The following is a 26,437-nucleotide window of genomic DNA, read 5'->3' as shown; positions in this document are numbered from 1 at the left end:
CCTGCCCCCACCGCACCCGTATCTCCGGTCAAGACGTTGGCGCTTCAACCACCGGGAGCGGGCAGGATGTTCCGACTGATTCAACTGCACACCGAGAACGGCGTCCCCCGCATCGGCGTCGAGCCCGACGGCTACGTCAGCGCCCGCACCGCCCTCGCCCACTATCGAAGCCGCCCCGCCGCCTACTTCGGCGTCGGCCGCTTCGACCACGAGGGCACCCTCGCCGAGATCATCCTGGATCGCCTCTGCGGACCGCTGGGTGACTGCCCACGCCCCGCCTCGGTCGTGCACGCCCGCACCTACCAGCGCCTCTGCGCCACCTGCTCACTCGGCCTGGAAGTCCTCACGGTCCCCGAACTGGCCCGCATCCTCGGTATCGCCTGCCGCCTCGCCCCCGTCCTGGCCCGCTCCGGCCGGCACGCCCGCCTCGAGGTCGCCTCCCCCGCCGGCAACCGCATCGCCCGCGAGTTCGCCTCGCACGTCCACGACCCGATCTGGCGCCTCGAGCTCTGCGCCGAACTGGCCCGCGACGCCGGCTCGGTGAACGGCCTGCTCATCGGCGTCGGCGCACTGACCCACCGGGACGTCCTCGACCTCTACCCCCGCCTGCGCACCCTCGCCGACGAACTGCCACCGCACGTCCGCGAGGAGCTGAGCCGAGCCACCGCCCGGCCGCTGTCGCCCGCGGGCGTAGCCGGCCTCCGGATGGGCCTGACCACCGCGGCGACCCCCGGCTGAGCCGTCCGCCGCGCCGCCCGGCCGGTACCGTTCGGTCCATGAGCCTCACGTTCGATGCGCTTGCTGATCGGGCCCGGGCCCTGGTCGCCGACGGTCGGCGCGCGGTGCTCGGCATCGCCGGCCCGCCCGCCGCCGGCAAGACCACCCTCGCCGTAGAACTGATCGCCGCGCTCGCCCCGGCGCCACCCGCCGGCCTCATGGCGAACACCTGGGTAGCGCACGTCCCGATGGACGGCTACCACCTCGCCGACGTCGAGCTCGAACGCCTGGGCCTGCGCGACCGCAAGGGTGCCCCCGACACGTTCGACGCGCTCGGCTACGCCGCCCTGCTCCGCCGCCTGCACGAGGACGAGGACGAGGACGAGGACATCTACGCGCCCGGCTTCGAGCGCGTCATCGAACAACCGATCGCCGGCGCCATCCCGATCCAGCGAGCGGCCCGGCTGATCGTCAGCGAGGGAAACTACCTGCTCCTGGACACCCCGAAGTGGCGTACCGTCCGGCCGTTGCTCTCCGAGGTCTGGTTCGCCGACCTCGACCAGCGCACCCGGCTGGACCGCCTGATCTCCCGGCACATCCGCTTCGGCAAGCCGGAACCGGTCGCGATCGAGTGGGCCACCGGCACCGACGAACTCAACGCGGCCACCATCGCCGCCACCCGCGACCGCGCCGACCTGCTGGTTCCGGCCGACCTGCTCCACCGCATCGGCAGGCCGCCCGCGTGAGTGGCATGCTTCAGGCGTGTCCGTGGGTGAAGAGGTCGAAACCGAACCGCGTCGTCGAGGTGGGCGAGCAGCTCGCTTCGGGCTGATCGTCGCGGTCGTCCTGCTACTGCTCTTCGGCGTCCCGTGGTGGACGCTGATCATGTCCGGCAACCACTGGCCGACTCCCGTCGTGGTGCTCGGCACGATCGTGTTCGCCGTGGCCGCGCTGGCCTTCCCGGCCCTGATGTTCAGCGGGCACGGCCGTCACCACCACGACGTACCAGCCAAGATCGCCGACACCATGCTCGGCATCGTCTGGGTCCTCTTCGTCTGGTCGATCCTCGGCCGGCTCCTCACCCTGGTGCTATGGCTGGCCGGCGTCGACGACCCGGCTCGCTATCGCATCGCCACCGCCTCGGTCACCCTGATCGCGCTGGTCCTGCTGATCTGGGGGTACGCGGAAGCCAGGCGCGTGCCCCGCGTGCGCCGAGTGGACGTGACCATTCCTCGACTGGGCGCCGGTCTCGACGGCCTCCGCCTGGTCCTGATCACCGACACGCACTACGGCCCGCTCGACCGGGCCCGCTGGTCGCGCGGGGTCACCGAGGTGGTCAACGCCCTCGACCCCGAGGTCGTCGCGCACACCGGCGACATCGCCGACGGCGAGGTCGCCCAGCGCCGGGAACAGGCCGCCCCGCTCGGCGACATCCGGGCCTCGCTGGCCCGCGTCTACGTCACCGGCAACCACGAATACTTCAGCGGCGCCCAGCGCTGGGTCGAACACATGGCCTCCCTGGGCTGGGAAGCCCTGCACAACCGGCACCTGGTGGTCACCCGCGGCGGCGACTCCCTGGTGATCGCGGGCGTCGACGACCGCACCGCGGCCGGCTCCGGCGTGCCCGGCCACCACGCCGACCACGCGGCGGCGCTGGCGGGCGCCGACCCGGCCCTGCCCATCCTGCTGCTGGCCCACCAGCCGGCGCAGATCGGCGGCGCCGTCGCCCACGGCGTCGACCTGCAGATCTCCGGCCACACCCACGGCGGCCAGATCTGGCCCTTCCACTACCTGGTGCGCGTCGACCAGCCGGTCCTGCAGGGCCTGTCCCGCCATTCCGAGCGCACCCAGCTCTACACGAGCCGCGGCACCGGCTTCTGGGGCCCGCCGTTCCGCGTCTTCGCCCCGAGCGAGATCACCCTGCTGACCCTCAAAGCCGGCTGACCCGCTTTGCGCTGACCCCCTTCGTCCTGGCCGCCGGCGTCATGAGCGGCGGCTGATCTCGTCAGCCGCCGCCAGCATCTGCCCGGCCACCGGCTGAACTCCTGCCACGGTCAACACCAGCCCGGTGGACACCCGCTCGACCAGGCCCCACTCCCAGACCGCCACCGGATCGGTCCCGGTCCGCGCGGCCAGCCGGCGCGCCCGCTCCCACGGATCCCCCGTCATCAGCTCCACCGGGTCCTCCCGCATGAGCACCCCGAGGTCATACTCCGGCTCCACGACAAGCCCGTCCGGATCGACCAGCTTGAACCTCGCCCAGCCCGCGCTTGTCCACCCTTCGCCGCGCATTTCCCCCGCGTCGTCGCGTCCTTCGTGGTGCTCGCGGCCGTGGCCGGCCACACCCTCCGGCTGCCATCCTAGGAGGCTAGGCTCATCGGGTGACCCCGGTCCTTGAGCTCCGGGCGCCGGGTCCGGAAAATGTCGTACCCCAGGCCTAGGTTCAGGCCATGACCCGGACACCTGAGCTTCGTCGATCACCTGCAACGCGTTCCACTGATGCACGTCGCCGTGCGCGAGCACGGCTCGACCCGGATCCCAGGCACGCGCGCGGTTCCTCGCCGCCGCGACCGCCTGGTCGACCGCCCGGCGGGTGCACGGTTCGCCGAGTTCCGACCACTTCGCCGGGATATCACGAGCGAGGTGGAGCGCCTTCGACCGGCCGCTGGGCAGGTCCGCGATCCCGGGTGCCGATTCGTCCGGGGTGACCGGGCGCCACAGGGCCGAGGCCAGGTCGGTGAGGATCGCCAGGCGATGCGGCTGCGGGAGATCCAGCTCCGACATCGCGGGCCCGAGCCGCTCCAGAAGCAGGGCTCCCCGGCTCTCGTCGCAGTCGAGAAGACGGGCGCATCCCGCACCCGCCGCCAGCTGCAGGACGGTGATCTCGTGAGTTGCCGCGCGGCCACGCGGCAACATCAGTTTGAGGACGGCGGGCGTGCCGTCGCTGCGGGTCACTTCCATGACGTACGCCTCGGTTGCGTCGCCGAACGCACCGCCCGGCCGCAAGCCCCACTCCGCGCAGAGGTCACCGACCAGGCGGGGCAGGTTCTCGAGCCAGGCGTGGGCGCCGGCGGCGCGGGCTTTGGCGCGGACGGCCGCCGGAAGATCTCTCACGGGGGCCGATAGTGACACAGCTGATATTCGGCAGCCAGGTAATTGCGTTGAAAGGTCTGCGGCCGATCCGCAGGATGGTAAGACCGTCTGTTCGTCTAGCCCCAGGGGTGTTCCATGCGCTTGCTCCGCGACCTGTGGGCCACTTCCCGGCGCCGCACAGGCCTGGTGGGCCTGCTGATCCTGATCGGTGCGGCCGGGCAGGCCGGCGCGCTCGGGCTGGCCGGCGCCGTGCTGGTCAACCGCTCGATCCCGCTGTTCGGGCTGCTCGCGGCCGCGCTCGTCGCGTCCGTGCTGACCGAGGTCGTGGTCGGCCTCATCACCGCCGGCCTGACCGCCGACTGGGCGGCCCGGGTGCGCCGCGGCCTCAACCGGGTCGCCTTCGGGCAGGACCTGCCGACGCTGGAGAACACCCCGGTCGGTGAGCTGCTCGACCGGATCGATTCCGACGTCTACCAGGTCGCCTCCGATCTGCGCGGCGCCGGCGTGCGGATCATCCAGTCGATGGCTGTGGCCGCGCTGTCGGTCGTGACCGCGTTCTTCGCGTGGTGGCCGGCCGGCATCGCCATGGTGTTCGTGTCGATCCTGCTCTACCTGACCATGAACAAACCGGTCCAGCGCCTGTCCCCGCTGCGGATCAGCGAGGAGGAGGCCTGGTCCGACCTGGCCGCGGTGATGGAGGAGTCGATCCACGGACAGGACGACGTGCGCACGAGCCTGGCCGCGCCGTACGTCCGGCGGCTCTACGCGCAGCGGTCCCGTGAGGTGCTGCGCCGCGGCCGCCTGGTGTGGAAGTCGTCGTCGCGCATCACGATGGGCGCCGGCACGATCACCCGTACGCTGATCGCGGTCCTTGTCGTCGGTGGTGCCTGGGCCCTGCTCGCCGGGCACATCTCCGGTGCCCGACTGACCGCGGTGTGGCTGCTGGCGCTGGGTTTCGGCGGCACCCTGGAGCACGTCACCCGCATGGTGCCCGAGCTGCAGAACGCGCTTGGCGCCTGGAGCCGGGTGCAGCTGCTGCAGGACGTCCCGCAGGAGCCGAAGGGCGGCCTGCCACCGGTCGACGGCGACCTGACCGTCCGCGACCTGACCTTCCGTTACGGCGAGTCGGACAGCGGCCGGCCGCCGGCACTGCGCGATGTCAATCTGACGTTCGCCCGCGGCCGGTCGTACGCGTTGATCGGCCGCACCGGCTCCGGCAAGTCGACCCTCGCCAAGATCCTGACCAGGGCGGTCGACGTGCCGCGCGGCACCGTGTTCCTCGGCGACACCGACCTCGACGACCTCGACGTCGAGGGGCTGCGGCGGTGGACGGCGATCGTCCCGCAACGCACCGAGATCCTCGCCGGCACGTTGGCCGAGAACATCGCGCTGTTCGACAAGGAGCTGCTGCCGAAGGCGGCCGGCGCGCTCGACGAGCTGGGACTGACCCCGTGGGCGTCGAGCCTGCCCGAGGGCATCGACACCAAGCTCGGCGACGGCGGCTACAAGTTGTCGGCGGGCCAGGAACAGCTGGTCGCGTTCGCGCGCATCCTGGTTCGTGACCCGCACGTGGTGATCCTCGACGAGGCCACCGCGCGGATGGACCCGGTCACCGAGACGTGGGTGCAGCGGGCCACCGACCGGCTGCTCCAGGGGCGCATCGGCGTGATCGTGGCGCACCGGCTGTCCTCGGTGCAGCGGTGCGACGAGGTGATCGTGCTGGCCGACGGCGTGGTGCTGGAGGCCGGACCGCTGCGCGAGTCGCGCCGTTTCGCCGAGCTGATGGCGTCGAGCAATCTGACCGTTCCGGCCGTTTCGGCGGGCAGCGGCGGGGTCGCCGTCGAGGAGCGCGACTGGGACACCGCCGTGCGGGTGGAGTTGGGCGCCGAGGCGCTTGCCAACACGCTGCCCGAGGTCGAGCCACCACCGCTGCCGGCGGAGCCGGCGGCTCGCACCATGCGCGAGATCGTGCGACTGGCGACCAACGACGCCAGGTTCGGTCTGGGTGCGGTGGCGCTGTTCATCGTGCTCATGGCGTTGGGCCTCGACGGGCCGATCCTGCCGCTGCTGTGGTCCGACGTGGTCGACGGGGTCGGCAACCCGATGTACCCGGCGATCGGCATCGCGACCGGACTGCTGGTGGCCATCCCGACGCTCTACTACACCGGGGCCTGGTTCCCGGAGTGGTGGGTGCGGCAGATGCTGCGGATCAGCCTGCGCCTGGTGCACGGCCAGATCGGCCCGCGCCGGGTCAGCAAGCACACGCCGGCCGAGGTCGTCGCCCAGGGCGGTGACACCGAGCGGGTGGTCCAGCTCGCCGACAACCTGATCGACAACGTGACGAGTCTCGTCCTCATCGTGGTGATGACGGCCGCGTCGCAGTCGATCGTGCCGGGTCTGTTCTTCCTCGGCACGATGGTGATCTCCGGGCTGGCCGCGACCCTGTTCGGGCCCCGGCTGGAGCGGGCGGCCCGGCGCACGGTGGCGGCCCGGGCGGCGTTCGCCACCTCGCTGGTGTCGTCCTTGTCGGCGGCCCGCACGGTGAAGCTGGCCGGCGCGACCGGGCCGGTGCTGGCGCATCTGGCCGACCTCGACACGGTGCGCAGCGACCGGCAGCGCCGCGAGATCTCGATCCAGGTATGGGCCCGGTCGACGCCGTCGATCGTGAGCGGTCTGCTGCCGATCGCCGCGTGGGGGCTCTACCTGAGCGGCAACCTGTCGTCGGCAGCCACCCTCATCGCCGTGGCCACCCTGGGCGCGGCTCGCTGGTTCGCGTGGACCACGGCGTCGCTGGTGTCCCAGTTCCCGTCCGCCCGGGTGTGGACGCGCCGCACGGTTGCCATGTCCGGGACGGCCGAGTACACGGCCGACGTTCCGGGCGTCGACATCTCGGAAGGCACGGCGCCGGCCCCGCCGACCGCCGAACGCAGCCCGCTGCGCCGGCTCGAACTGCGTCACTTCAGCGCGGTGCACGAGAACGGCAAGGTGGGCGCGCAGGACGTCGATCTGACCGTCGACCGGGGGCAGTTGGTCCTGGTGGTCGGCCCGGTCGGCGCCGGCAAGTCGTCGCTGTTGCGGGCGCTCGCCGGCATCGTGCACCACACCGGCGAACTTCGCTGGAACGACAAATCGGTCGACGAGCCGGAGGTGTTCCTGCGGCCCAACCAGGTCGGCTACGTCGCTCAGCTCCCCCGGGTGCTGTCCGGCACGGTCGCCGACAACATCCAGCTCGGTCACGAGCTCGACGCGGCCGACGCCGTGTCCACGGCCCAACTGGAGCACGACCTGACCGCCGCCGGCGGGGGCCTGCACCTGCTGATCGGTCACAAGGGAACCCGGCTGTCCGGCGGTCAGCTGCAGCGGCTGGCGCTGGCCCGGGCCCTGGCGCCGCGTACCGAGCTGCTGATCGCCGACGACGTCTCGTCCGCCCTGGACGTGACGACGGAGCTGGAACTGTGGCGGGCACTGCGCGAGCACGGCGTCACCGTGGTCGGCTCTACCTCGAAGCGCGCCGCCCTCACCCAGGCCGACAAGGTCGTGGTCCTGATCGGCGGCCGGGTCGAGGACCAGGGCACGTGGCGCGAACTCGAAGCCCGCTGGAGCCACCTGGCCGGCTGACCCTCGGTGGCGCCGAATCCCCCGATCCGGCGCCACCGACAACCCTTGCCCCGCGCCCGCCGCCGTAACCTCCCACCGCCGCGACGACCACCGGTACCGGGCACCCACCTCCCGCCGGGACGACCTCCCACGGCACGGCACCGAACGCCCGGCCCTCGGCGCCACTACCTCCCGCCCGGATCTCGACGGCGGACGGCGGACGGCGGTCAGTGCGTCACGGCCGCGCGCCTGACGGCGGTCAATCGGTGGCGCCGGGGTAGCCGGCAGGCCGCGGCGAACCGGCAGGCGGCGCTCCGCGTGGCTGGAACTCCGAGCCCTGGTTCGGCCGGGCGAGATCGATCCTCCCGAAACTGCCACCCGATTTTGCGGGGCACGCATCTTTGCGGGGCACGCATGTTTTGGTAGCGTGGCGGCGTGGGGCTCCGGGAGCAGAAGAAGGTTGCCACGCGGGCGGCGCTCGGGTGGGCGGCCGTTCGGCTGATCGTGGAGCGGGGCTACGACAAGGTGCTGGTCGAAGATATCGCCGCCGAAGCCGGTGTCTCGCCCCGCACGTTCAACAACTACTTCGGCAGCAAGGCCGAGGCGGTCGCGTCGCGACATCTCGACCGCTGCATGCACATCGCCGAGGCGCTGCGTGCGCGTCCGGCCGGCGAACCGTTGTGGGACGCGATCACCGCGGCGGTTCTCGAGCAGCTCATACCCGGGCCCGAGGTGACCTCCCAGCCCCGCCCCGATCGCGAGGTGTGGGCCGCCGGCCTGGAACTGATGCTCACAGTGCCGGCCATCCAGGCCGAATCGCTGCGGGCCGCTGCCCGGGCGGAGTCCACGCTGGCCGCGGCGGTGGCCGAGCGCACCGGCACGGACGCGGCCACGGACATGTATCCGAACCTGGTCGCCGCCACGGTTCTGGCCGCCCACAACGTGGCCAACCATTCCCACTATTCGCTGTTCTCCGGCAAGTCCGACATCCTGGCCCTCACCACCGAGGCCCTGCGTCAGGTGAGCTCCGGTCTGCCGCCACCGAGTTAGTCCCGCACCCCATCGAGATGCGCACCACCCGCCTTTTCCGATAAAGACGGGGCGATCGATGCTGCGTTTGTCGGCTTCTTCACGCGTACGATAAAAGGGGTCTCCATGTCTTTTGCCGTTGTCATTTCCGGGGCCGGACCCAATGGACTCATGCTCGCCTGCGAATTGGCGCTCGCCGGGGTGCGACCGCTGGTACTGGAACGCCGCACCGAGCCGTCCGGCGAGCAGCGGGCCAACGGCATAGTCGGCCAGGTGGTTCGCCTGCTCGACAGACGAGGGCTCTACGCCCGGCTCACCGGCGGCGCGGTACGGCCGGCGCCGGTGCCACAATTCGTTTTCGGTGCTTTTCCACTGCCCCTTCGGCGGCTTGCCGAGAATCCCGTCCATGCCGTGCTGGTGCCGCAGCGGGAAATCGAGAAAATGCTCGCCGAGCGGGCCGCCGAATTAGGCGTGACCATTCGCGGCGGGCACGAGCTCGTCGGACTCGAGCAGAAAGACGACCACGTTCTGGTCGACGTCGAAGGTCCGGACGGCGGTTATCAGATCGAGGCGCGTTATCTGGTGGGTGCCGACGGCGGCCGGAGCATGACCCGCAAGCTCGCCGGCATCGGGTTTCCAGGCGTCACGACCGACACCACGATCAGTCGCACCGCGCACGTCACCGTTCCGGCCGAGTTCCGCGATGCGGCCACCGGCGGTCTTCGCGTGCCCGGCTACGGCGTGATCCCGCCCTTCCTGCACCATCGCACCGAGCGAGGTCTCATCGCCTACGCTCCGTTCCCGGACGGCCGGACGCTGCTGAGTGTGAACACCCAGGATGTCCCCGCCCCGGCGCAAGACCTGACAATCGCCGAGCTCCAGGCCGCCTTCACCCACGTGACCGGCGGAGCGGAGGTCCAGCTCACCGAGCCGACGGGCGACGGACCGCACCTGCTGCGGCGGCTGCACGGCGGCAATACCCGACTGGCGGAGCGTTACCGCGACGGCCGGATCCTGCTGGTCGGTGACGCCGCGCACGTGCACTCGGCGATGGGCGGCCCCGGTCTGAACCTCGGCCTGCAGGACGCGGTGAACCTCGGCTGGAAACTCGCCGCGACCGTGCACGGCTGGGCCCCGCGGGGCTTGCTCGACACCTACGAGACGGAGCGTCGCCCCGCCGGCGACCGCGTCACCATGCACACACTCGCCCAGCGCGCGCTCGTCGGCCCCGGGCCGGAGGTGACCGCCTTGCGCACCCTCTTCGGAGAGCTGCTGGAGCAACCCTCGGTGCTCCAGCTCATCGCCTCGCTCATCGCCGGTTCCGACATCGAGTACGACATGGGCGCCGGCCCCTCGGCGGGCACCGGCCGGTTCGCCCCGGATCCCGGCCCGGCCACCCGCTCGGGCCGTCCGCTGCTGGTCGACGACACCGGAGCGCTCGCCGGCACCGTCGCGCCCTGGCGGGACCGGGTCGACGTCGTCTCCGCGCCGGTCGCCGGCGCACCGGTGATGCTGGTGCGCCCCGACAACTACGTCGCCTGGCAGCCGGGCGACGCCGGCACCTTGACCGACGCCCTCACCCGGTGGTTCGGCGCCCCGGCGCTCACTTGATCTGGCTCTCCAGCAGGGTGATCACCTTGGTGACGGTGCCGGCCGGGATCGCGAAGCCGACGCCGATGCTGCCCGAGCTGGTCTGACTGGCGGTGGCGATCGCCACGTTGATGCCGATCACGTGGCCGGACGTGTCGACCAGGGCGCCACCGGAGTTGCCCTGGTTGATCGCCGCGTCGGTCTGGATCAGGCCGGACAGCTTCTCGGTGCCGGTGTCGACGCTGCGGTCCAGCGCCGACACGATGCCGGAGGTGACCGTGTTCTCCAGGCCGAGCGGCGCGCCGAAGGCCAGCACCGTGTCCCCGACCACGACCGAGTTGTCGGTCGCGAAGGTGACCGGGGTCAGCCCGGACAGCCCGGTCGCCTGCACGAGGGCGAGGTCGTTGGTGGTGTCGGTGGCGACGACCTCGGCCGGCACCGTCCGGCCGGTCGACAGCCGCACGCTCACGGTGCCGTCCTCCTCGATCACGTGGTTGTTGGTGAGGATCAGGCCGTCCGACCGGATGACCACGCCGGAGCCGATCGACGAGGATCGGCTGCCGTCCACCATCACCGTCACGACGCTCGGCTGCACCGCCTTCACGACCGGGGCCAGACTCGCGTTCTCGGTGGTTTCGGCCGACGAGTTCGTCGTCTGGGTGGCCACCGTGCTGCTGCTCGTGGTGTCGGCCGCGGTCGGGTGGTCGGCCAGGTAACGCTCGGCGAGCACGCCGCCGGCGGTGCCGCCACCGGCCACGAGCGCGAGCACAGCGGCCCCACCGGCAACCCGACGCGGCCATCGACGCGGCCCACCCGCGGGCGGCATGACGTACGGGGGTGCCGGCGGCGCGGGCGGCGGGGTCACGTGGTCGTCGTGCTGATCACCGTCGTCGTGAGCGCCGTGGGCGCCGTGGTAGTTGTCGGGCCGGCTCATCAGATCGGTCATGGCGACGCCTCGCTTCGTTCGGGCTGATGCGTCAACAGTTGCCCGGAAAGATGTTCGAATCCGATGAGGCGTCTGTGTCTTCGCTGAATGCCGCCGCTCACCCGACCGGGTCTCGTCACCACCCGCCGGTGGGCGCGGCGCCACGCGGACCGACGCCCGACTTCTACCCTCTTCGGGTGTCTTCAGCCCGTTTCACGATGATTCCGGTGCCCCTGGCGCCCCGCTCCCGACCGCCGGGTAGGCCGCTTCCCCCCGCGGGTCCGGCGGCGGAGAGCTGGCTCGTGCCGGCCTTGGCATTGACAGCCGCCACACAGCCGGCGCCGATCATTCACCGAGCCGCGGACCGCTCCCCCGGACCCGAGTCGCGAACCAGGCCGCAACCCGAGCCGCAAACCGGGCCGCGGTGGCGTGCGTGGCCGCCGTTCGCCGGGCGAGCACCGGGTGGGTCGATCGGGTGGGCGCCGATCGCCCTGGGGCGCGCGCCGTCCGGTCCGCTCGTCGACGAGGGGAAGGGATCTCGATGAGGCGAGTTGTCGTCGCGCTCGGGTTGATCACGGCGCTGGCCGGGTGCTCCTCGCCGGAGCCGGAAACGGAGACCGGGCGGACCACGGTCGTGGCCGTACCGTCGGAGCAGGCCGCCCCACCCGTACCACAAGTGACCGAGACGCCGTCACCGTCAGTGCGGGAGACGACGCGGCCGTCGCGCTCGCCGCAGGCGAAGCGAGCGGCCGAGCCACCGGTGGCCGCCGGCGGAAACGCCGGCCTGGACCGCTTCCTGGCGGCAGTGCGGACGCAGGTGCCCACGGTCGCCCTCGACCGAAGGGAGGAGGAGGTGGAGGAGCTCGGCGAGACCGCCTGCGACGGGCTTTCCGCCGGTCGGAGCAAGACCACTGTTGCTCGCGAGCTCAGCGAGCACGGTGTGACGTCGGCCGATGCGCGCAAACTCGTCTCGCTGGCCGGCGACACGGTCTGCGGTACTAGGCCGAAAGTCTGAGTAGGTCTCAGTTTCTCGGGACCTAGGTCCGATGTGCCGCACAGCCGCGCCGCCGATTCTTGAGATACCCGCTCCCCAGGGTCCCGGCAGGAGGCAGACATGTCAGCACGAGGAATGCTCAGCACGGTCGGCACCGCCGTCGGCGGCCTGTTCGGGTGGTCCGACGCGCCACCGCCGGCCGACCCGGCGACGGTGCGTGAGTTGTTCGCCGATCTCGACGTGACGATCGGTGCCGGTGACGAGGAGTTGGCCGACGTGGTGCGGGCATTCCAGGACCGGGTCGGTCTGCAGATCGACGGCGTCGCCGGACCGCACACCGTGCACCTGCTTGTCCGTTATGCGAACCAGAGGCGCGAGCGTCACCTCGACCTGGCGGCCTGACCGGTGTCGTTAAGGTGCAGTGCATGCGCCAACTGCTGACCTATTACGACGACGCGACCGGTGAGCGTTTCGGCCTGTCGGCGGCGGAGCTGGGGGGCTGGTCGGCGGCGACCGCGGCGCTGCTCACCGAGGGTTGCGGCCTCGGGCCGGGCAGCCGGGTGGCGGTCCTGCTGCCACCGCACTGGCAGACCGCGGCGGTGCTGCTGGGGGCGTGGTCGGCCGGCCTCGAGGTGTCCTACCGCGCCTGGGCGACGGCCGGTCTCGAGCCGGCCGGCGACGCCGTCGACGCCACGTTCGTGGAGCACCGGCGGGTCGGCAACTGGCTCGACGACGTGCCCGCGGGCCGGCACCAGTTCGTGCTGGGCCTGGCCCCGGCGGGAGCGGCGGCCGCGGAGGTCCCCGCGGGCTATCGCGACTTCGCGACGGAGGTGCGTCCCTATCTGGGCGCGGCGCCGCCGGCGTCATGGGTCGAGGCCGGCATCGGGGAATACGCGGTGATCGCGGCCGAGCTCGCCGAGATGCACGGACTCGGCGCCGCCGACCGGGTGCTGATCCGGGCGGAGTCCTCCGAGCAACCGCTGAGGTGGCTGCTGACTCCGCTGACGGCGGGTGCGTCGATCGTGTTGTGCGCCAACCTCGACGACTCCCGGCTGGACGCCCGGATGGCCGAGGAGGGCGTCACTCGTCGAATGTGACGACGAGTGCCGGCGTGACCGGCGTCGACTGGCAGGTCAGCACGAAGCCTTCGGCCACCTCCTTGGGTTCCAGCGCGAAGTTGCGCCGCATCTCGACCTCGCCCTCGAGGACCCGCCCACGGCAGGTCCCGCAGACCCCGCCCTTGCAGGCGAACGGCAGGTCGGGCCGGGCCCGCTGGGCGCCGTCCAGCACGGTGTCGCCGTCGGCGACCGGGACGGTGGTGGACCGCCCGTCGAGAATCACCGTCACCTCGCTCACCGGCCCGGCCGGCCGGGCCTCGTCGCGCCGGGGCTGCGGCGGGGCCTCGTCCACCCAGAACAGTTCCCGATGGATCCGACCCGGCTCGACCCCCGCTTCGGTGAGCACGTCGAGGGCGTCGGTGACCATCCCGAACGGCCCGCACAACCACCAGTGCTCGACGCCGCCCACGTCGATGAGCAACGGAAGCAGCTCACGGAGCTTGGCCGCGTCGATCCGCCCGCTCAGCAGTTCGACCTCCCGCGCCTCCCGCGACAGCAGATGCACCAGCTCCAGACGCGACGGATGACTGTCCTTGAGGTCGGCCAGCTCCTCCGCGAACATCACGGTGTCGGCCCGCCGGTTCCCGTAAAGAATGCTGACCTGGGCCTTCGGGTTGCGCAGCAGCGAGGCGGCGATCGACAGCACCGGCGTGATCCCGGAACCGGCCGCGATCATCACGTGCCGGCCACCGGCGTCGAGGTCGGGCGTGAAGCTGCCGGTCGGCGGCGCGACCTCGACCTGGTCACCCACCCGCAGTTCCCGCACCAGCCACGCCGACACGACCCCGCCCGGCACCTCGCGGACCCCGATCCGCGGCCGGGCTCCCTGCGGCGCGCAGATCGAATAGCTGCGGCGCTCGTCGGTGCCCCCCGGCCGGCGGACGGTGAGCGACTGCCCGGCCCGGAACGCGTACAGCGGTGCCAGCTCCCCCGGCACCTCGAAGGTCACCGCGACCGCGTCGTCGCAGAGCCGCTCGATGTCGGCCACGCGCAGCGGGTGGAAGTCCCGGACGACCACGTCAGATCTCCTTCACGTGCTCGAACGGTTCCCGGCAGGCGGGGCATCGCCGCAGGTCCTTGCAGGCGGTGGCGGAGAACGCGGCCAGCTGCTCGGTCTCGCCGTGCCCGCAGTGCGGGCAGGTGACCGCGGCCGAGCGACCGCCGAGCACCAGCGGCACCGGCCCGCCGGTGCGCCGCGGCGCCGCGCCGGGCGGCGCGATCCCGGCGGCGGCAAGCTTGGCTTTGCCGCTTTCGCTGATCCAGTCGGTCGTCCAGGCCGGCGACAGCACGGTACGCACGTGCGCGCGCCCGAACCCGGCCTCGTCGAGCGCCCGCACGATGTCGTCGCGGATGGCCTCCATGGCCGGGCAACCGGTGTAGGTGGGCGTGATCGTCACGACGATCCCGTCGGCACCCTCCCGCACGTCGCGCACGATGCCGAGATCGGCGAGCGTCACGAACGGCAGCTCCGGGTCCACGACCGAGCCGGCCACGGTGGCGGCATTCACCACACACCGCCCGGGTTGGCGCGGGCCAGCTCTTGCATCTCGGTGAGGATCTCGACCAGCTCCGGCCCGTGGACGCCGTCCCGGCCGCCCGTCCCCTCCTGCAGCGGGGGTGGCGGCGGAAGGGTCGCGACCCGGTGCACCTCGGCGAGCACGTCGTCGTACTCGGTGCGCAGCGTGGCCGGGTCGACCCCGACCCCGGCCGCGGCCAGCCGGAGCTCGACCTGATGGGGCTCGAACAGCTCCCCGGCCAGCGGCTCGACCCCGTCGACGGCGGCCCGCATGCGGGTGTGCGACACGTCGGTGCCGTCGCCCAGCCGGACGACCCAGCCCGCCGCGTACTCCCGGTGGTAGGTCGCCTCCTTGACGCCCTTGGCGCCGATCGCGGCCAGGATCGGGTCGCGGGAGGTGGTCAGCCGGTCCAGCAGGGCCAGCCGCCACGTCGAGAACACCAGCAGGCGGGCGATGAGGTGGGCGAAGTCGTCGTCGAGCCGTTCGGCCAGGCGTACGTGGCGGAACGCGGCCGGCTCCCGGAGGTAGGCCAGCGCGTCCTCGTCACGGCCGGTGCCCTCCACCTCGCCGGCCCGGGTGAGCAGCAGGCGTGCCTGGCCGAGCAGGTCGAGGCCGATGTTGGCGAGCGCCATCTCGTCCTCGAGCTCCGGCGCCCGGGTCACCCATTGCTGCAGCCGGTGCGACATCACCAGGGCGTCGTCGCCGAGCATCAGGCAGTACGCGACCAGGTCGGCGGGGTCCACGCCGTCGGGCACCGCGGTGGGCACCCCGGCGAGCGGGTCGGAGAACCCCGTCCCGTACGCCCACCGGGTGTCGTCGTCATGGTCGGTGAGCGCCTCGTAGGCGTCGTCGAAGGACATCGGGCGGCCTCAGATGTGCGGTACTGAGTCGGGAATGGAGTAGTACGTCGGGTGGCGGTAGACCTTGTCGCCGCTGGGCGCGAAGAATGCGTCCTTGTCGTCCGGCCCGGAGGAAACCACGTCGTCGGAGCGGACCACCCAGATGCTGACACCCTCGTTACGCCGGGTGTAGAGATCGCGGGCGTGGTGCAGCGCCATCTCGTGGTCGGCCGCCCGCAGCGAGCCGACGTGCACGTGGTTGAGGCCGCGCTTGGCCCGCACGAACACCTCGAACAGCGGCCACTCGTGTTTGATGTCGTCGCTCATGCCGGCGCTCCCGCCCGTTTGGCCGCGTGTGCCGCGGCGGCTTCGCGCACCCAGGCGCCGTCCTCGTCGGCCCGCCGCCGGTGGGCGAGGCGTTCCGCGTTCATCGGCCCGGACCCGGCGATGACCCGCTTGAACTCGTCCCAGTCGATCTCGCCGAAGTCGTAGTGATCACGTTCGGCGTTCCAGCGCAGCGCCGGGTCGGGCAGCGTCACGCCGAGCGCCTCGGCCTGCGGGACGGACATGTCGACGAACCGCTGCCGCAGGTCGTCGTTGCTGTGCCGCTTGATCTTCCAGGCCATCGACTGGGCACTGTTGGGCGAATCCTTGTCGGGCGGACCGAACATCATCAGCGACGGCCACCACCAGCGGTTCGTCGCGTCCTGCACCATCTCCCGCTGAGCCGCGGTGCCGCGCATCATGGTCGCCAGCAGCTCGTAGCCCTGCCGCTGATGGAAGGACTCCTCCTTGCAGATGCGGATCATGGCGCGCGCGTACGGCCCGTACGAGCTGCGGCAGAGCGGCACCTGGTTGCAGATGGCCGCACCGTCCACGAGCCAGCCGATCACACCGACGTCGGCGAACGTCAACGTCGGATAGTTGAAGATCGACGAGTACTTCTGCCGGCCCTCGATCAGACGCCGGGTGAGGTCGCCCCGGTCGGCACCGAGCGTCTCCGCCGCCGAGTAGAGATAGAGGCCGTGGCCGGCCTCGTCCTGCACCTTGGCGAGCAGGATCGCCTTGCGCCGCAACGACGGTGCCCGGGTGATCCAGGCACCTTCCGGTTGCATGCCGATGATCTCGGAGTGCGCGTGCTGCGCGATCTGCCGGATCATCGTCTTGCGATAGCCCTCGGGCATCCAGTCACGCGGCTCGACCCGCTGATCCTTCGCGATGGTCTCCTCGAACACCTGCGCACCGTCCATGACCCCTCCAGCCTCGCCGTCCGGCTCCCGCCGCTCGCCGTTCCTGCCGCTCGTCGCTTGCCCTTCGCCGGTCCGGCTGCTCGCCGCTTCCCGCTCGCCGATCCGGCCGCCGCTCATGATGCGTCCCAGGTGAAGAAGCCCTGTCCGGTCTTGCGGCCCAGCTCCCCGCGGTCCACCTTGTCGCGCAGCAGCCGCGGCGGGGCGAACCGGTCACCGAGCTCGGCGTGCAGATGCTCGGCGATCGCGAGCCGCACGTCCAGCCCGACCAGGTCGGTCGAGCGCAGCGGCCCGATCGGATGCCGATAGCCCAGCTCCATGGCCCGGTCGATGGACGCAGCGGCGGCCACGCCCTCCTCGAGCATCCGGATCGCCTCGAGGCCGAGCAGCACGCCGAGCCGACTGGTGGCGAAACCGGGCGAGTCCCGCACGACGACCTCGGTCTTGCCGAGCCCGGCGACCCAGGACCGCGCGGCCTCCCGGACGTCGTCGGTGGTCTGCGGGGCCACCACCACCTCGACGAGGCTGCTCGCCGGAACGGGGTTGAAGAAATGCATGCCGAGGAACCGCCCTGGGCGCCGCAGCCCTTCGGCGATCCCCGCGACGGAGAGCGAGCTGGTGTTGGTCGCCAGCACGGTCTGTTCACCGACCACGTGCTCGGCCGCCGTGAGCACCCGCACCTTGAGGGCGGCATCCTCGGGAACCGCTTCGACCACCAACTCGGCCCCGGGCGGCAGGGCCGCGACGTCGTCGACGATCAGGAGCCGCTCGAGCACGGCATCAGCCGACTCGGTGAGCTTGCCCTTCTCCACTGCCCGAAGCAGCCCCATGGCCACCCGATCACGGGACGCCTTGGCGGCCGCCGGATCCCGCTCGGCCAGGCAGACGACGGCCCCGGCCACCGCGAAGACCTGGGCGATGCCGGCCCCCATCCGCCCGCCCCCGATGACCCCGACCGTCTTGGGCACACCGGCCCCGAGCACCGAACTCACAGCCGGCCTCCGACGCTCGCACCCATAGGGCCTGCGATGCTCGCACCCGCGCGCTCACTCGCGCCCGCAGGGCCAGCACTCGCACGCGCAAGGCTCGCACGCGCAAGGCTCGCACGCGCAAGGCTCGCACGCGCAAGGCCCGCATTCGCACGCGCAGAGCCCGCACTCGCAGCCGCGCGGCCGGAGCCGGGGTGAACCGCGCCCACAGCCGGGCGGCGGGCAGCCGGGCGGCAGGCAGCCGGGCGGCAGGCAGCCGGGCGGTGAGCCGTCGAGCGCCGCGCAACCGGACACCCGGCAGCCGAGCGCTGCCCAGCGTCGCCACCAGCGACCAGCCGGCAGGCGGCCAGCCGGCCAACGCGCAGGCACGAAGCGCGCGCGTGGGAAGCAGCGCGCGCATGGGAAGCAGCGCGCGCGTGGGGGGCGGTCAAGGCCGGTCTCCGGTCAGGAAGGCGTCCATGCGGGCGCGTTTGTCGGGGGACTCGAAGAGGATTGCCTGGGCCAGGTCGTCGGTGGCGGGGTGGCCGCCGGGGGTGTCGGTGACGAGCTTGGTCAGGCGTAGGGCGAGCGGGGCGGAGCGGGCCATGCGATCGAGGAGCTTGTGTGCGTGCTTGAGCAGGTCGGTGGCGTCGACGACGTCGGCGACCAGGCCGCAGCGGAGCGCGGCGGCGGCGTCGAGTCGCCGGCCGGCGAGCAGGACCTGCTTGGCGACCGAGGCGCCGACCAGGTCGCGCAGCCGCCAGCCGGCGCCGGCCGCGGCGAGGATGCCGAGGCCGGGCTCGGGATTGCCGAAGACCGCGGCGGGTGAGGCGAGGCGGAGGTCGCACGCGTAGGCCAGCTCGGCGCCACCACCGAGCGCATAACCGTCGACGGCCGCGACGGTGGGCATCGGCAGCCGGGCGATGCGGTCGAACAACCGGCTGTTGATGCCCTGCAGCGCCTCGTCACGCCCGCGCTCGCGGAGTTCCGCGATGTCGGCGCCGGCCGCGAAGACGCCGTCGCCGCCGGTGAGCAGGAGCAGCCGCGGCCGCTCCTCCAGCAGCGAGCACACGTCGTGCAGCTCCCGGACCATGGCCGCGTTGATCGCGTTGCGCGCCTCGGGCCGGCGTAGCGTCACCACGACCCGGTCGTCGAGCTCTTCCACAGTGAGCGTCGTGGTCACGGCCGCTCCAGCAGGAGTGCCACGCCCTGGCCGACGCCCACGCAGAGGGTGGCCAGGCCGCGACGGGCGTCTTCGCGCTCCATGCGGCCGAGCAGGGTCACCGTGATGCGGGCGCCGGAGCAGCCGAGCGGGTGGCCGAGGGCGATGGCGCCGCCGTCGGCGTTGACGCGCTCCTCGTCGAGCTTGAGGCGGCGGATCACGCCGAGCGACTGCACCGCGAACGCCTCGTTGAGCTCGACCGCGTCGAGGTCGGCCACGCTCCAGCCGGCACGGGCCAGGGCTTTCTCGGTGGCCGGCACCGGGCCGAGGCCCATCAGGTGCGGGGCGACGCCGGCGGCGGCCCCGGTGACGACCCGGGCGCGCGGGAGCAGGCCGTAGCGCTCGACCGCCTCGCCGCTCGCCACGACCAGGGCGGACGCGCCGTCGGAGAGCGGCGACGAGGACGCCGCCGTGACGACGCCGCCGGCTCGGAACACCGGCTTGAGGGTGCCCAGCTTCTCGAGGGTGGAGCCGCGGCGGGGGATCTCGTCGGCCGCCAGGTCGCCGGCCGGGGTGATCTCGGCGGTGAACCGGCCGGCGTCGATGGCGGCGATCGCCCGCTGGTGGCTGCGCAGCGCGAACGCGTCGCTGTCGGCGCGGGTGATGCCGTCGAGGGCGGCGACCTCCTCGGCGGTCTCCCCCATGGACAGCGTCGTCCGGTCGCGCCGGGCGAGCGCCGGGTTGGTGAACCGCCAGCCCAGCGACGTGTCGGCCACCTCGCCGGGGCGGGCCCACGGGGTGCCCGGCTTCTGCATCACCCACGGGGCGCGGGTCATCGACTCGACGCCGCCGGCCACGATCACGTCGGCCTCGCCCGCGCGGATCTGGTTGGCGGCCGAGACGATCGCGGTGAGACCGCTCGCGCAGAGCCGGTTGACCGTGTAGCCCGGCACCGTCTCGGGCAGGCCGGCCAGCAGCACCGCCATCCGGGCGGCGTTGCGGTTGTCCTCACCGGCCTGGTTGGCGGCGCCGAGGATCACCTCGTCGATCGCGTCGCCCGGGACGCCGGCCCGGGTGACCGCCTCGCGCACGACCAGAGCGGCGAGGTCGTCGGGCCGGACGCCGGCGAGCCCGCCGCCGTATTTCCCCTGCGGGGTGCGGACGCCGCCGACCAGGTAGGCCTCAGACATGGTGCCGCGACTGGAGCGCGAAGAAACGGCCGGTGACGAAGTGGTCGTCGGTGAGCGACGCGGTCGCGGCCGGGTTGGCGCCGGTGCCGTGCAGGTCGCTGAACGCGGCCGTCTGGTTGACGAAGACGCCGCCGGTCAGGTTTTCCGACAGGTGCACACCGGCGTCGAGCGCCGCCTCGCGGGCGGCCGCCAGCACCTCGGGTGAGGTCGAGTGGACCGACGCGGTCAGCGCGCCGTGCGCCCGGACCGTCTCGACGAAGATCTCCAGGGCGTGCCGGGTGGAGTCGGTGGCGATCAGGAAGGAGATCGGGCCGAACCACTCCCGCGTGTAGGTCTTCTCGTCGGCCGCGTCGAGCCGGGCCACGACCGGGGTGCGGATCGTCGCGCCGGGGAACTGCTCGTCGGTCACCTCGGTCGACGACGCGAGGATCGACGGCAGGTCACCGGCCTCGGCGAGCCGGCCGCGCACGCCGTCGTTGACGATCGCGCCGAGCGTGCCGGCCGCCCGTTTCGGGTCACCGAGCAGCTTGCCGAGCGCGGCCGAGAGGTCGGCGCCGAACTCGTCGAGGCTCTTGTGACCGGCGTCGGTCTCGATGCCGTCGCGCGGGACCAGCAGGTTTTGCGGGGTGGTGCACATCTGGCCGCTGTAGAGCGACAGCGAGAACGACAGGTTGCGCAGCAGGCCCTTGTAGTCGTCGGTCGAGTCGACGATCACCGTGTTGAGGCCGGACTTCTCGGTGTAGACGACGGCCTGGCGGGCGTTGGCCTCGAGCCAGTTGCCGAACTCGCTGGAGCCGGTGAAGTCGACGATCCGCACGTCGGGGTGGGTGGCCAGGGTGGCGGCGATGCCTTCGCCGGGCTCCTCGACGGCCAGCGAGACGAGGTCGGGGCTCAGCCCGGCCTCGGTCAGCACCGCGCGGCTGATCTGGACGGTGATGGCCAGCGGCAGGACGGCGCCCGGGTGCGGCTTGACGATCACCGGGTTGCCGGTGACCAGGCTCGCGAACAGGCCGGGATAGCTGTTCCAGGTCGGGAACGTGTTGCACCCGATCACCACGGAGACGCCACGGCCGACCACGGTGGTGGTCTTCGCCAGGCGCAGCGGGTCGCCGCCACGCTGCGGCTTGGCCCAGGCGGCGGCGCCCGGCATGCGCGTGGTGGCGGCCAGGGCGTAGGCCACCGCCTCGAGCGCGCGGTCCTGCGCGTGCGGGCCGCCGGCCTGGAACGCCATCACGAACGCCTGGCCGGTGGTGTGCTGGACGGCGTGGGCAAGCTCGAAGCTGCGCGCGTTGATCCGCTTGATGATCTCGGCGGCGACTCCGGCTCGACCGGTCGGGCCGACGGCGCGCCAGGCCGGGATGGCCGCCTTCGCCGCCGCGACCAGGGCCAGCGGGTCGGCCTTCGGATAGCTCACGGCGAGCTCGATGCCGTAGGGCGAGCGCTCCGACTGCACCGTGCCGAGCGTGCCGGGCAGGTCGATCGGGAACTGCTGGCCGAGGAGCGTGGTGAACGCGCGCTCCCCGGCGGGGGCGGCATCCTCACCGTAGACGGACTTGCTCGGCGACTCCGGGAACGCGGACCAGTAGTCCCGCTCCTGGGCGGCCTGCACGGCACGGTCGAGCAGCTCGCGATGCGTCTCGTACAGCTCGGCGGGGGTTGTCATCTGCGCTCCATTGCGGTTGGCTGGTTCTTATTTCCTACCGAACGATCGGTCGGTAATCAAGGCTTGGAGTGAAGGTGGCACGGACTCCGGCACACGACATGTTCGACCGCGACACCGCGTCCAAGGCCCTCGGCATCGAGTTGTTGGCCGCCGGGAACGGGCAGGCCACGGTGCGGATGCTGGTCACCGGCGACATGGTCAACGGGCACGCGATGACCCACGGTGGCTATGTCTTCATGCTCGCCGACACGGCCTTCGCGTGCGCCTGCAACAGCCACGGCCCGGTCACGGTCGCGGCCGGCGCCGACATCACGTTCCTTCGCCCCACCTCGGCCGGGGACGTGCTCACCGCGTACGCGCAGGAGCGGGTGACCCGGGGTCGCAGCGGAATCTACGACGTGACCGTGACCCGCGACGGTGAGGTGGTCGCCGAGTTCCGCGGCCGCAGCCGCACGCTCGGCCCGGGGCGGCCGGCGTGACCGCGCCGCGCCGCCGCGGGCGGCCCGGCCATGACCAGGATGCCGTGCTCAACGCCGCGGTGCGCCTGTTCAACGAGCGGGGGTACGACGCGACCAGCATGTACGACATCGCCGTGTCGCTCGGCATCACCAAATCGAGCGTCTATCACCACATCGCCGGCAAGGAGCAGTTGCTGCAGATGGCGATGGACCGGGCACTGGACGGACTGTTCGAGGCGGCCGAAGATGTCCGTCAACAAGACTTGCCGGCTATCGAGCGGCTCGAGCGGCTGATCGGACGCAGCGTGCTCGTGCTCGCGGAACGCTTCGAGTTCGTCACCGTGCTCCTGCGGGTGCGGGGCAACACCGAGGTCGAACAGCACGCGCTGACTCGCCGGCGTGAGTTCGACACGGTCGTGACCGAGCTGGTCAAACAGGCGCAGACCGAGGGAGACGTGCGGCCGGACATCGATCCGGCGACCGCTGCCCGCCTGTTGCTCGGCATGGTCAACTCGCTGTCCGAGTGGTACAGACCGCGGCCCGGTGGCGCCGCCGCGATCGCCACCGCGGTCAGCGCGATCGCATTCGAAGGACTGCGCCTGTAGTTCGAAGGACCGCGTCTGTAGGAGGTAGAGAACGTGCAGGATCGCTCCCCCCGTCCCGAAGATCTCGACCCGATCGAGCGCGCCTCCGTCGACGAGCTGCGCGGACTGCAACTGAGCCGGCTGAAATGGTCGCTCCAGCACGCCTACGACAACGTGCCGCAATATCGCAAACTGTTCGACGAGCGCGGTGTCCACCCCGGTGACCTGCGCCAACTCTCAGATCTGGGCACCTTTCCGAGCACCGACAAGGCGACCCTGCGCGCCAACTATCCGTTCGGCATGTTCGCCGTGCCGCGTGAGCGCATCTCCCGGGTGCACGCGTCGTCCGGCACGACCGGCCGGCCCACCGTGGTCGGCTACACGAAGGACGACCTGCACACGTGGGCTCGCCTGATGGCCCGCTCGATCCGCGCGTCGGGCGGGCGGCCGGGTGACCGGGTGCACGTCGCGTACGGTTATGGGCTCTTCACCGGGGGTCTCGGCGCGCACTACGGCGCCGAGGAACTGGGTTGCACCGTCATCCCGGTCTCCGGCGGGATGACGGAGCGCCAGGTGATGCTGATCAAGGACTTCGAGCCCGAGATCATCATGGTCACACCGAGCTACATGCTGGCGATCGTCGACGAGATGGAGCGCCAGGGCGTCGATCCGCGAGCCACCTCGCTGCGGGTCGGCATCTTCGGCGCCGAGCCGTGGACGCAGGATCTTCGCCGGGAGATCGAGGAGCGGCTCGACATGCACGCGCTCGACATCTACGGCCTGTCCGAGGTGATGGGTCCGGGCGTCGCGACCGAGTGCATCGAGACCAAGGACGGCCCGCACGTCTGGGAGGACCACTTCTACCCCGAGATCATCGACCCGCTCTCCGGCGCGGTGCTGCCCGACGGCGAGGTCGGCGAGCTGGTCCTGACCTCGCTCACCAAACAGGCCATGCCGGTCGTCCGCTACCGCACCCGCGACCTGACCCGGCTGCTGCCCGGCACCGCCCGGCCGATGCGCCGCATCGAGAAGATCACCGGCCGCACCGACGACATGATGATCCTGCGCGGCGTCAACGTCTTCCCCACCCAGATCGAGGAGCTCATCCTGCGCACGCCCGAGCTGGCGCCGCATTTCCAGTGCGTGCTCTCCCGTGCCGGCCGCCTCGACGCGCTGACCGTCAAGGTGGAGCGCCGGGCGGGGTCGGACCCGGCGGTGGCCGAGCAGGCGGGCAACGATCTGGTCACTGCGATCAAGAACAACATCGGAGTTTCCGTACGGGTGGAAGTGCTCGAACCCGACGGGGTGGAGCGGTCGATGGGCAAGGCGCGCCGCATCGTCGATCTACGGCGTGCCGGGTGACGGTGGAGCGCCGACCGGATAGCGTGGTCGCCGATGCGTAGCCGGATCATCCTTGTCCTCGCCATGGCCCTGGCCGGATGCAGCTCTGCACAGCCTGCGCCGCCGTCCGCGGCTCCTCCGTCGCTGCCGGTGCCGTCGCTGTCGGTGCCGTCCTCGCCGCCCGCCTCACCGTCGCTGTCCCCGTCGCCGGCGACGTCGGCCGATTGCGTCACCCGGACGCTGGACCGCCTCACCCCCGCCGAGCTGGCCGGTCAGGTGCTCATGATCGGCACCGAGGTCGACTCGCCGGACCGGCTCGGCGACACCGTCGCGCGCTACCACCTGGGCGGCGTGTTCCTGCACGGCCGCAGCACCCGCACAGCCGCCCAGCTGCGCTCCGACATCGCCGCGCTGGGGCGGAACGCCGACCTGCCGCTGCTCGTCTCCCTCGACCAGGAGGGCGGCAACGTGCAGACGCTCAAGGGCCCGGACTTCCCGGTGCTGCCGGCGGCGGAGAAGCTCGGCGCGGGGCCGGCGGCGACGCTGCGTGCCACCACCACGGACAGCGCCCGCCGGTTGGCCGGCATCGGCGTGACGATGAACCTCGCCCCGGTCGCCGACACCGTCCCGGCCACGCTGGGCGAACGAAACCCGCCGATCGGTTACTGGCACCGGCAGTACGGCTCGGACCCGGCCAAGGTCGCCACCGCGATCAGTACGGTCGTGCCGGCCAGCCAGGACGCGAAGGTGCTCACCGTCCTCAAGCACTTCCCGGGCCTCGGCCGGGTCACCGCCAACACCGACACGTCGGCCGACGCCGTCGACAACACCGCGACCGCGAATGATCCCTATCTCAAGCCGTTCGCGGCGGGCATCCAGGCCGGTTCGGCCGCGGTGATGGTGTCGTCGGCCCGTTACCCACGGCTCGACCCGTCGACCATCGCGACGTTCTCCCGGCCGATCGTCACCGGGCTGCTGCGCGACAAGCTCGGCTTCCAGGGCCTGATCATGACGGACGACGTCGGTGCCGCGACCGCGCTCGAGTCGGTGCCGGTCGGACAGCGCGCGGTTCGTTTCGTCGCGGCCGGTGGCGACCTGGTGCTGACCATCCGGCCCGGCGACGCGGGCCCGATGGCGAGCGCGCTGGCCGAGCGGGCCGGCAGCGACACGGCGTTCCAGGCCCGGCTGTCCGACGCGGCTCGGCACGTGCTCGTCGCGAAGGAGCGGGCCGGCCTGCTCCCCTGTTGACCCGTCCGGTCCGGTGCGCCGACGGGAGTCGCTCAGCTGGAGAACGGCGCTGCCGTGCTGCCCCTGACCACCAGGTGCGGGACCTGGACGGCTTCGTACCGGATGGTGCGGCCCTCGTCGAGGCGGGACACCGCGGCCAGCACGGCGTTGCGGGCCTGGGCCGGGGCGTCCTGGTTGACCGAGGTCAGGTCGATGTGGGCGAGCCGGGCCAGGATGCTGTCGTCGTAGCCGACCACCGACACGCGGCCCGGCACGTCGACGCCGGCCCGCAGGAACGCGTCCATCAGACCCACCGCGAGCCGGTCGTTCGAGGCCACGACCGCCGTCGGTAGTTCTTGCGAGGCGAGGAGACGACGGCCGGCGCGTACCCCGGCCTCCTCGGTTCGACCGCCCGCCACGATCGACGCCACCAGGCCCGCCCGGCGGATGGCGCGGCGATAGCCGCGGCGCCGGACCGCCGCCACCGCGCCCTGCCCGCCGTCGACGAAGGCGATCCGCAGGTGTCCGAGACCGATCAGATGCAGCAGAGCCGCGTCGACGCCCGCGTCGTCGGCCGGCCGGATCGCGTCGACCTGGGCCTTGCCGACGGCACGCCCGACCACCACCACCGGCACCTGGGCGGCCAGCCGGTCGAGCGCTTCCTCGGACGAGTCGGGCCCGAGCAGGAGGAGCGCCTCGCAGCGGAAGTCGAGCAGCGTCTCGATCGCCCGGTGCTCGTCGCGGCCGCGGGTGAGCGTGGACAGCACGACCTCGTAGCCCGCCTGGTCGGCCTCGACGTGGATCTCCTCGACCAGTTCGGCGTGGAACGGGTTCCGCACGTCGAGCAGCACGCCGAGCAGGTGTCGCCGGCGGCGGGCGAGCAGACTGGCCGTGCGGTCGGCGCGATAGCCCAGCTGCCCGGCCGCTTCCAGGACACGCTCGCGGGTCTCGGCGCTCGGCCCCGGCTCACCCCGCAGAACGAGGGAGACCGATGCCGTCGAGACCCCGGCGCGCGCGGCGACGTCAGCCAGACGCGGTCGCCGATCCACTCGATCACTCCCCGTGAATCCCTTGACACACCTCGAGATCGACTTAGATAGTACAGGGGCCTAAAGCGCTTTAAGACCACCGCTCAAGGCCGGTCCTTTCCGAAGAGGAGACAGGCTTTCCCGGGAGAC

Annotated in this window: 25 protein-coding genes; 13 read left to right on the top strand and 12 right to left on the bottom strand. The window is 71.9% G+C overall.

Annotated elements, in window-relative coordinates; all coding sequences use genetic code 11:
• Positions 1-66: 66 nt before the first annotated feature.
• The 3 genes from Afe05nite_RS35890 to Afe05nite_RS35880 are packed head-to-tail and all read left to right on the top strand — an operon-like array spanning position 67 to position 2,661.
• Entirely contained in the window at positions 67-738 is a 672-nt protein-coding gene (locus tag Afe05nite_RS35890) for a hypothetical protein (RefSeq protein WP_203821747.1), read from the top strand.
• Positions 739-776: 38 nt separating this feature from the next.
• Positions 777-1,463, top strand: coding sequence for a nucleoside/nucleotide kinase family protein (locus tag Afe05nite_RS35885; protein WP_203821746.1), 687 nt, complete (start codon positions 777-779; stop codon positions 1,461-1,463).
• A gap of 16 nt (positions 1,464-1,479) precedes the next feature.
• Positions 1,480-2,661 carry a metallophosphoesterase gene (locus Afe05nite_RS35880; RefSeq protein ID WP_203821745.1) on the top strand — a complete coding sequence of 394 codons (1,182 nt, stop codon included), beginning with the start codon at positions 1,480-1,482 and terminating at the stop codon, positions 2,659-2,661.
• A 39-nt stretch (positions 2,662-2,700) separates the two neighbouring features.
• On the opposite strand, the gene Afe05nite_RS44215 is transcribed toward Afe05nite_RS35880, so the two are convergent.
• Positions 2,701-3,831, bottom strand: a complete 1,131-nt coding sequence (locus Afe05nite_RS44215) for an aminoglycoside phosphotransferase family protein (protein WP_239118450.1) — start codon at positions 3,829-3,831, stop codon at positions 2,701-2,703.
• Between the two features lie 114 nt (positions 3,832-3,945).
• Here Afe05nite_RS44215 and Afe05nite_RS35865 point away from each other — a divergent pair, with 114 nt between their 5' ends.
• From Afe05nite_RS35865 to Afe05nite_RS35855, 3 genes are all read left to right on the top strand, one after another.
• Positions 3,946-7,428 (top strand): ATP-binding cassette domain-containing protein, encoded by a 3,483-nt coding sequence (locus Afe05nite_RS35865; RefSeq protein ID WP_203821744.1) that lies wholly within the window; start codon positions 3,946-3,948, stop codon positions 7,426-7,428.
• 414 nt (positions 7,429-7,842) lie between these two features.
• Positions 7,843-8,457 (top strand): acyl-CoA-like ligand-binding transcription factor, encoded by a 615-nt coding sequence (locus Afe05nite_RS35860; RefSeq protein ID WP_203821743.1) that lies wholly within the window; start codon positions 7,843-7,845, stop codon positions 8,455-8,457.
• A gap of 105 nt (positions 8,458-8,562) precedes the next feature.
• Positions 8,563-10,047 (top strand): FAD-dependent monooxygenase, encoded by a 1,485-nt coding sequence (locus Afe05nite_RS35855; protein WP_203821742.1) that lies wholly within the window; start codon positions 8,563-8,565, stop codon positions 10,045-10,047.
• Here Afe05nite_RS35855 and Afe05nite_RS35850 read toward each other — a convergent pair.
• Positions 10,040-10,972 carry a S1C family serine protease gene (locus tag Afe05nite_RS35850; RefSeq protein WP_239118449.1) on the bottom strand — a complete coding sequence of 311 codons (933 nt, stop codon included), beginning with the start codon at positions 10,970-10,972 and terminating at the stop codon, positions 10,040-10,042. The genes Afe05nite_RS35855 and Afe05nite_RS35850 overlap by 8 nt on opposite strands.
• Before the next feature lie 520 nt (positions 10,973-11,492).
• Here Afe05nite_RS35850 and Afe05nite_RS35845 point away from each other — a divergent pair.
• The 3 genes from Afe05nite_RS35845 to Afe05nite_RS35835 all read left to right on the top strand — a co-directional run bounded on the left by Afe05nite_RS35845 (position 11,493) and on the right by Afe05nite_RS35835 (position 13,042).
• Positions 11,493-11,966, top strand: coding sequence for a DUF732 domain-containing protein (locus Afe05nite_RS35845; protein WP_203821741.1), 474 nt, complete (start codon positions 11,493-11,495; stop codon positions 11,964-11,966).
• A 99-nt stretch (positions 11,967-12,065) separates the two neighbouring features.
• On the top strand, positions 12,066-12,347 hold the full coding sequence (locus tag Afe05nite_RS35840; protein WP_203821740.1) for a peptidoglycan-binding protein: 282 nt from the start codon (positions 12,066-12,068) through the stop codon (positions 12,345-12,347).
• Between the two features lie 23 nt (positions 12,348-12,370).
• Positions 12,371-13,042 carry a TIGR03089 family protein gene (locus Afe05nite_RS35835; RefSeq protein ID WP_203821739.1) on the top strand — a complete coding sequence of 224 codons (672 nt, stop codon included), beginning with the start codon at positions 12,371-12,373 and terminating at the stop codon, positions 13,040-13,042.
• Here the strand turns inward: Afe05nite_RS35835 and paaE are convergent.
• The 9 genes from paaE to paaN form a co-directional block, all read right to left on the bottom strand.
• A complete protein-coding gene (gene paaE / locus Afe05nite_RS35830; RefSeq protein ID WP_203821738.1) occupies positions 13,026-14,081 on the bottom strand; it encodes a 1,2-phenylacetyl-CoA epoxidase subunit PaaE in 1,056 nt (351 codons plus the stop codon). The two genes, Afe05nite_RS35835 and paaE, sit on opposite strands and share 17 nt — an antisense overlap.
• 1 nt (position 14,082) lies before the next feature.
• Complete coding sequence (gene paaD / locus Afe05nite_RS35825) at positions 14,083-14,574, bottom strand: 1,2-phenylacetyl-CoA epoxidase subunit PaaD (protein WP_438869464.1); 492 nt, start codon at positions 14,572-14,574, stop codon at positions 14,083-14,085.
• Positions 14,568-15,440, bottom strand: coding sequence for a 1,2-phenylacetyl-CoA epoxidase subunit PaaC (gene paaC / locus Afe05nite_RS35820; RefSeq protein WP_203821736.1), 873 nt, complete (start codon positions 15,438-15,440; stop codon positions 14,568-14,570). The genes paaD and paaC overlap by 7 nt, the downstream gene beginning before the upstream one ends.
• 9 nt (positions 15,441-15,449) lie before the next feature.
• Positions 15,450-15,746: a 1,2-phenylacetyl-CoA epoxidase subunit PaaB gene (paaB, locus tag Afe05nite_RS35815; RefSeq protein WP_203821735.1), complete on the bottom strand. Its 297-nt coding sequence runs from the start codon at positions 15,744-15,746 to the stop codon at positions 15,450-15,452.
• A complete protein-coding gene (gene paaA, locus Afe05nite_RS35810; protein ID WP_438869462.1) occupies positions 15,743-16,786 on the bottom strand; it encodes a 1,2-phenylacetyl-CoA epoxidase subunit PaaA in 1,044 nt (347 codons plus the stop codon). Before paaA ends, paaB begins: the two co-directional genes overlap by 4 nt.
• Entirely contained in the window at positions 16,783-17,658 is an 876-nt protein-coding gene (locus tag Afe05nite_RS35805; RefSeq protein ID WP_275407536.1) for a 3-hydroxyacyl-CoA dehydrogenase family protein, read from the bottom strand. Before Afe05nite_RS35805 ends, paaA begins: the two co-directional genes overlap by 4 nt.
• A 424-nt stretch (positions 17,659-18,082) precedes the next feature.
• Positions 18,083-18,817, bottom strand: coding sequence for an enoyl-CoA hydratase/isomerase family protein (locus tag Afe05nite_RS35800; protein WP_203821734.1), 735 nt, complete (start codon positions 18,815-18,817; stop codon positions 18,083-18,085).
• Entirely contained in the window at positions 18,814-19,986 is a 1,173-nt protein-coding gene (locus Afe05nite_RS35795) for a thiolase family protein (protein WP_203821733.1), read from the bottom strand. The genes Afe05nite_RS35800 and Afe05nite_RS35795 overlap by 4 nt, the downstream gene beginning before the upstream one ends.
• Entirely contained in the window at positions 19,979-21,649 is a 1,671-nt protein-coding gene (paaN, locus tag Afe05nite_RS35790; protein WP_203821732.1) for a phenylacetic acid degradation protein PaaN, read from the bottom strand. The genes Afe05nite_RS35795 and paaN overlap by 8 nt, the downstream gene beginning before the upstream one ends.
• A 98-nt stretch (positions 21,650-21,747) precedes the next feature.
• On the opposite strand from paaN, the gene paaI reads away from it, so the two are divergent.
• From paaI to Afe05nite_RS35770, 4 genes are read left to right on the top strand one after another with little or no spacing between them, the layout of a single operon-like run.
• Complete coding sequence (gene paaI, locus Afe05nite_RS35785) at positions 21,748-22,128, top strand: hydroxyphenylacetyl-CoA thioesterase PaaI (RefSeq protein WP_203821779.1); 381 nt, start codon at positions 21,748-21,750, stop codon at positions 22,126-22,128.
• Positions 22,125-22,712, top strand: coding sequence for a TetR/AcrR family transcriptional regulator (locus Afe05nite_RS35780; protein ID WP_203821731.1), 588 nt, complete (start codon positions 22,125-22,127; stop codon positions 22,710-22,712). Before paaI ends, Afe05nite_RS35780 begins: the two co-directional genes overlap by 4 nt.
• A gap of 33 nt (positions 22,713-22,745) precedes the next feature.
• Positions 22,746-24,053 carry a phenylacetate--CoA ligase PaaK gene (gene paaK, locus Afe05nite_RS35775; protein WP_203821730.1) on the top strand — a complete coding sequence of 436 codons (1,308 nt, stop codon included), beginning with the start codon at positions 22,746-22,748 and terminating at the stop codon, positions 24,051-24,053.
• A 33-nt stretch (positions 24,054-24,086) separates the two neighbouring features.
• Positions 24,087-25,280, top strand: coding sequence for a glycoside hydrolase family 3 N-terminal domain-containing protein (locus Afe05nite_RS35770; RefSeq protein ID WP_239118448.1), 1,194 nt, complete (start codon positions 24,087-24,089; stop codon positions 25,278-25,280).
• Between the two features lie 32 nt (positions 25,281-25,312).
• Here the strand turns inward: Afe05nite_RS35770 and Afe05nite_RS35765 are convergent, their stop codons facing one another.
• The gene (locus tag Afe05nite_RS35765) at positions 25,313-26,308 is read right to left on the bottom strand and encodes a LacI family DNA-binding transcriptional regulator (protein WP_203821729.1); all 996 of its coding nucleotides are present in this window, start codon (positions 26,306-26,308) and stop codon (positions 25,313-25,315) included.
• Positions 26,309-26,437: the final 129 nt, after the last annotated feature.

It is taken from the genome of Paractinoplanes ferrugineus, from assembly GCF_016862195.1.
In the GTDB taxonomy this organism is placed as follows: domain Bacteria; phylum Actinomycetota; class Actinomycetes; order Mycobacteriales; family Micromonosporaceae; genus Actinoplanes; species Actinoplanes ferrugineus.
This window is presented reverse-complemented; position numbering and strand designations above follow the sequence as displayed.

What these genes read in the sequence shown, in the direction of transcription:
- Afe05nite_RS35890 (WP_203821747.1), top strand. Translation starts at nt 67, where the DNA reads ATGTTCCGACTGATTCAACTGCACACCGAGAACGGCGTCCCCCGCATC.
- Afe05nite_RS35885 (WP_203821746.1), top strand. Translation starts at nt 777, where the DNA reads ATGAGCCTCACGTTCGATGCGCTTGCTGATCGGGCCCGGGCCCTGGTC.
- Afe05nite_RS35865 (WP_203821744.1), top strand. Translation starts at nt 3,946, where the DNA reads ATGCGCTTGCTCCGCGACCTGTGGGCCACTTCCCGGCGCCGCACAGGC.
- Afe05nite_RS35855 (WP_203821742.1), top strand. Translation starts at nt 8,563, where the DNA reads ATGTCTTTTGCCGTTGTCATTTCCGGGGCCGGACCCAATGGACTCATG.
- Afe05nite_RS35850 (WP_239118449.1), bottom strand. Translation starts at nt 10,972, where the DNA reads ATGACCGATCTGATGAGCCGGCCCGACAACTACCACGGCGCCCACGGC.
- Afe05nite_RS35845 (WP_203821741.1), top strand. Translation starts at nt 11,493, where the DNA reads ATGAGGCGAGTTGTCGTCGCGCTCGGGTTGATCACGGCGCTGGCCGGG.
- Afe05nite_RS35840 (WP_203821740.1), top strand. Translation starts at nt 12,066, where the DNA reads ATGTCAGCACGAGGAATGCTCAGCACGGTCGGCACCGCCGTCGGCGGC.
- Afe05nite_RS35835 (WP_203821739.1), top strand. Translation starts at nt 12,371, where the DNA reads ATGCGCCAACTGCTGACCTATTACGACGACGCGACCGGTGAGCGTTTC.
- paaC (WP_203821736.1), bottom strand. Translation starts at nt 15,440, where the DNA reads ATGTCCTTCGACGACGCCTACGAGGCGCTCACCGACCATGACGACGAC.
- paaB (WP_203821735.1), bottom strand. Translation starts at nt 15,746, where the DNA reads ATGAGCGACGACATCAAACACGAGTGGCCGCTGTTCGAGGTGTTCGTG.
- paaA (WP_438869462.1), bottom strand. Translation starts at nt 16,786, where the DNA reads ATGAGCGGCGGCCGGATCGGCGAGCGGGAAGCGGCGAGCAGCCGGACC.
- Afe05nite_RS35795 (WP_203821733.1), bottom strand. Translation starts at nt 19,986, where the DNA reads ATGTCTGAGGCCTACCTGGTCGGCGGCGTCCGCACCCCGCAGGGGAAA.
- paaN (WP_203821732.1), bottom strand. Translation starts at nt 21,649, where the DNA reads ATGACAACCCCCGCCGAGCTGTACGAGACGCATCGCGAGCTGCTCGAC.
- paaI (WP_203821779.1), top strand. Translation starts at nt 21,748, where the DNA reads ATGTTCGACCGCGACACCGCGTCCAAGGCCCTCGGCATCGAGTTGTTG.
- Afe05nite_RS35770 (WP_239118448.1), top strand. Translation starts at nt 24,087, where the DNA reads ATGCGTAGCCGGATCATCCTTGTCCTCGCCATGGCCCTGGCCGGATGC.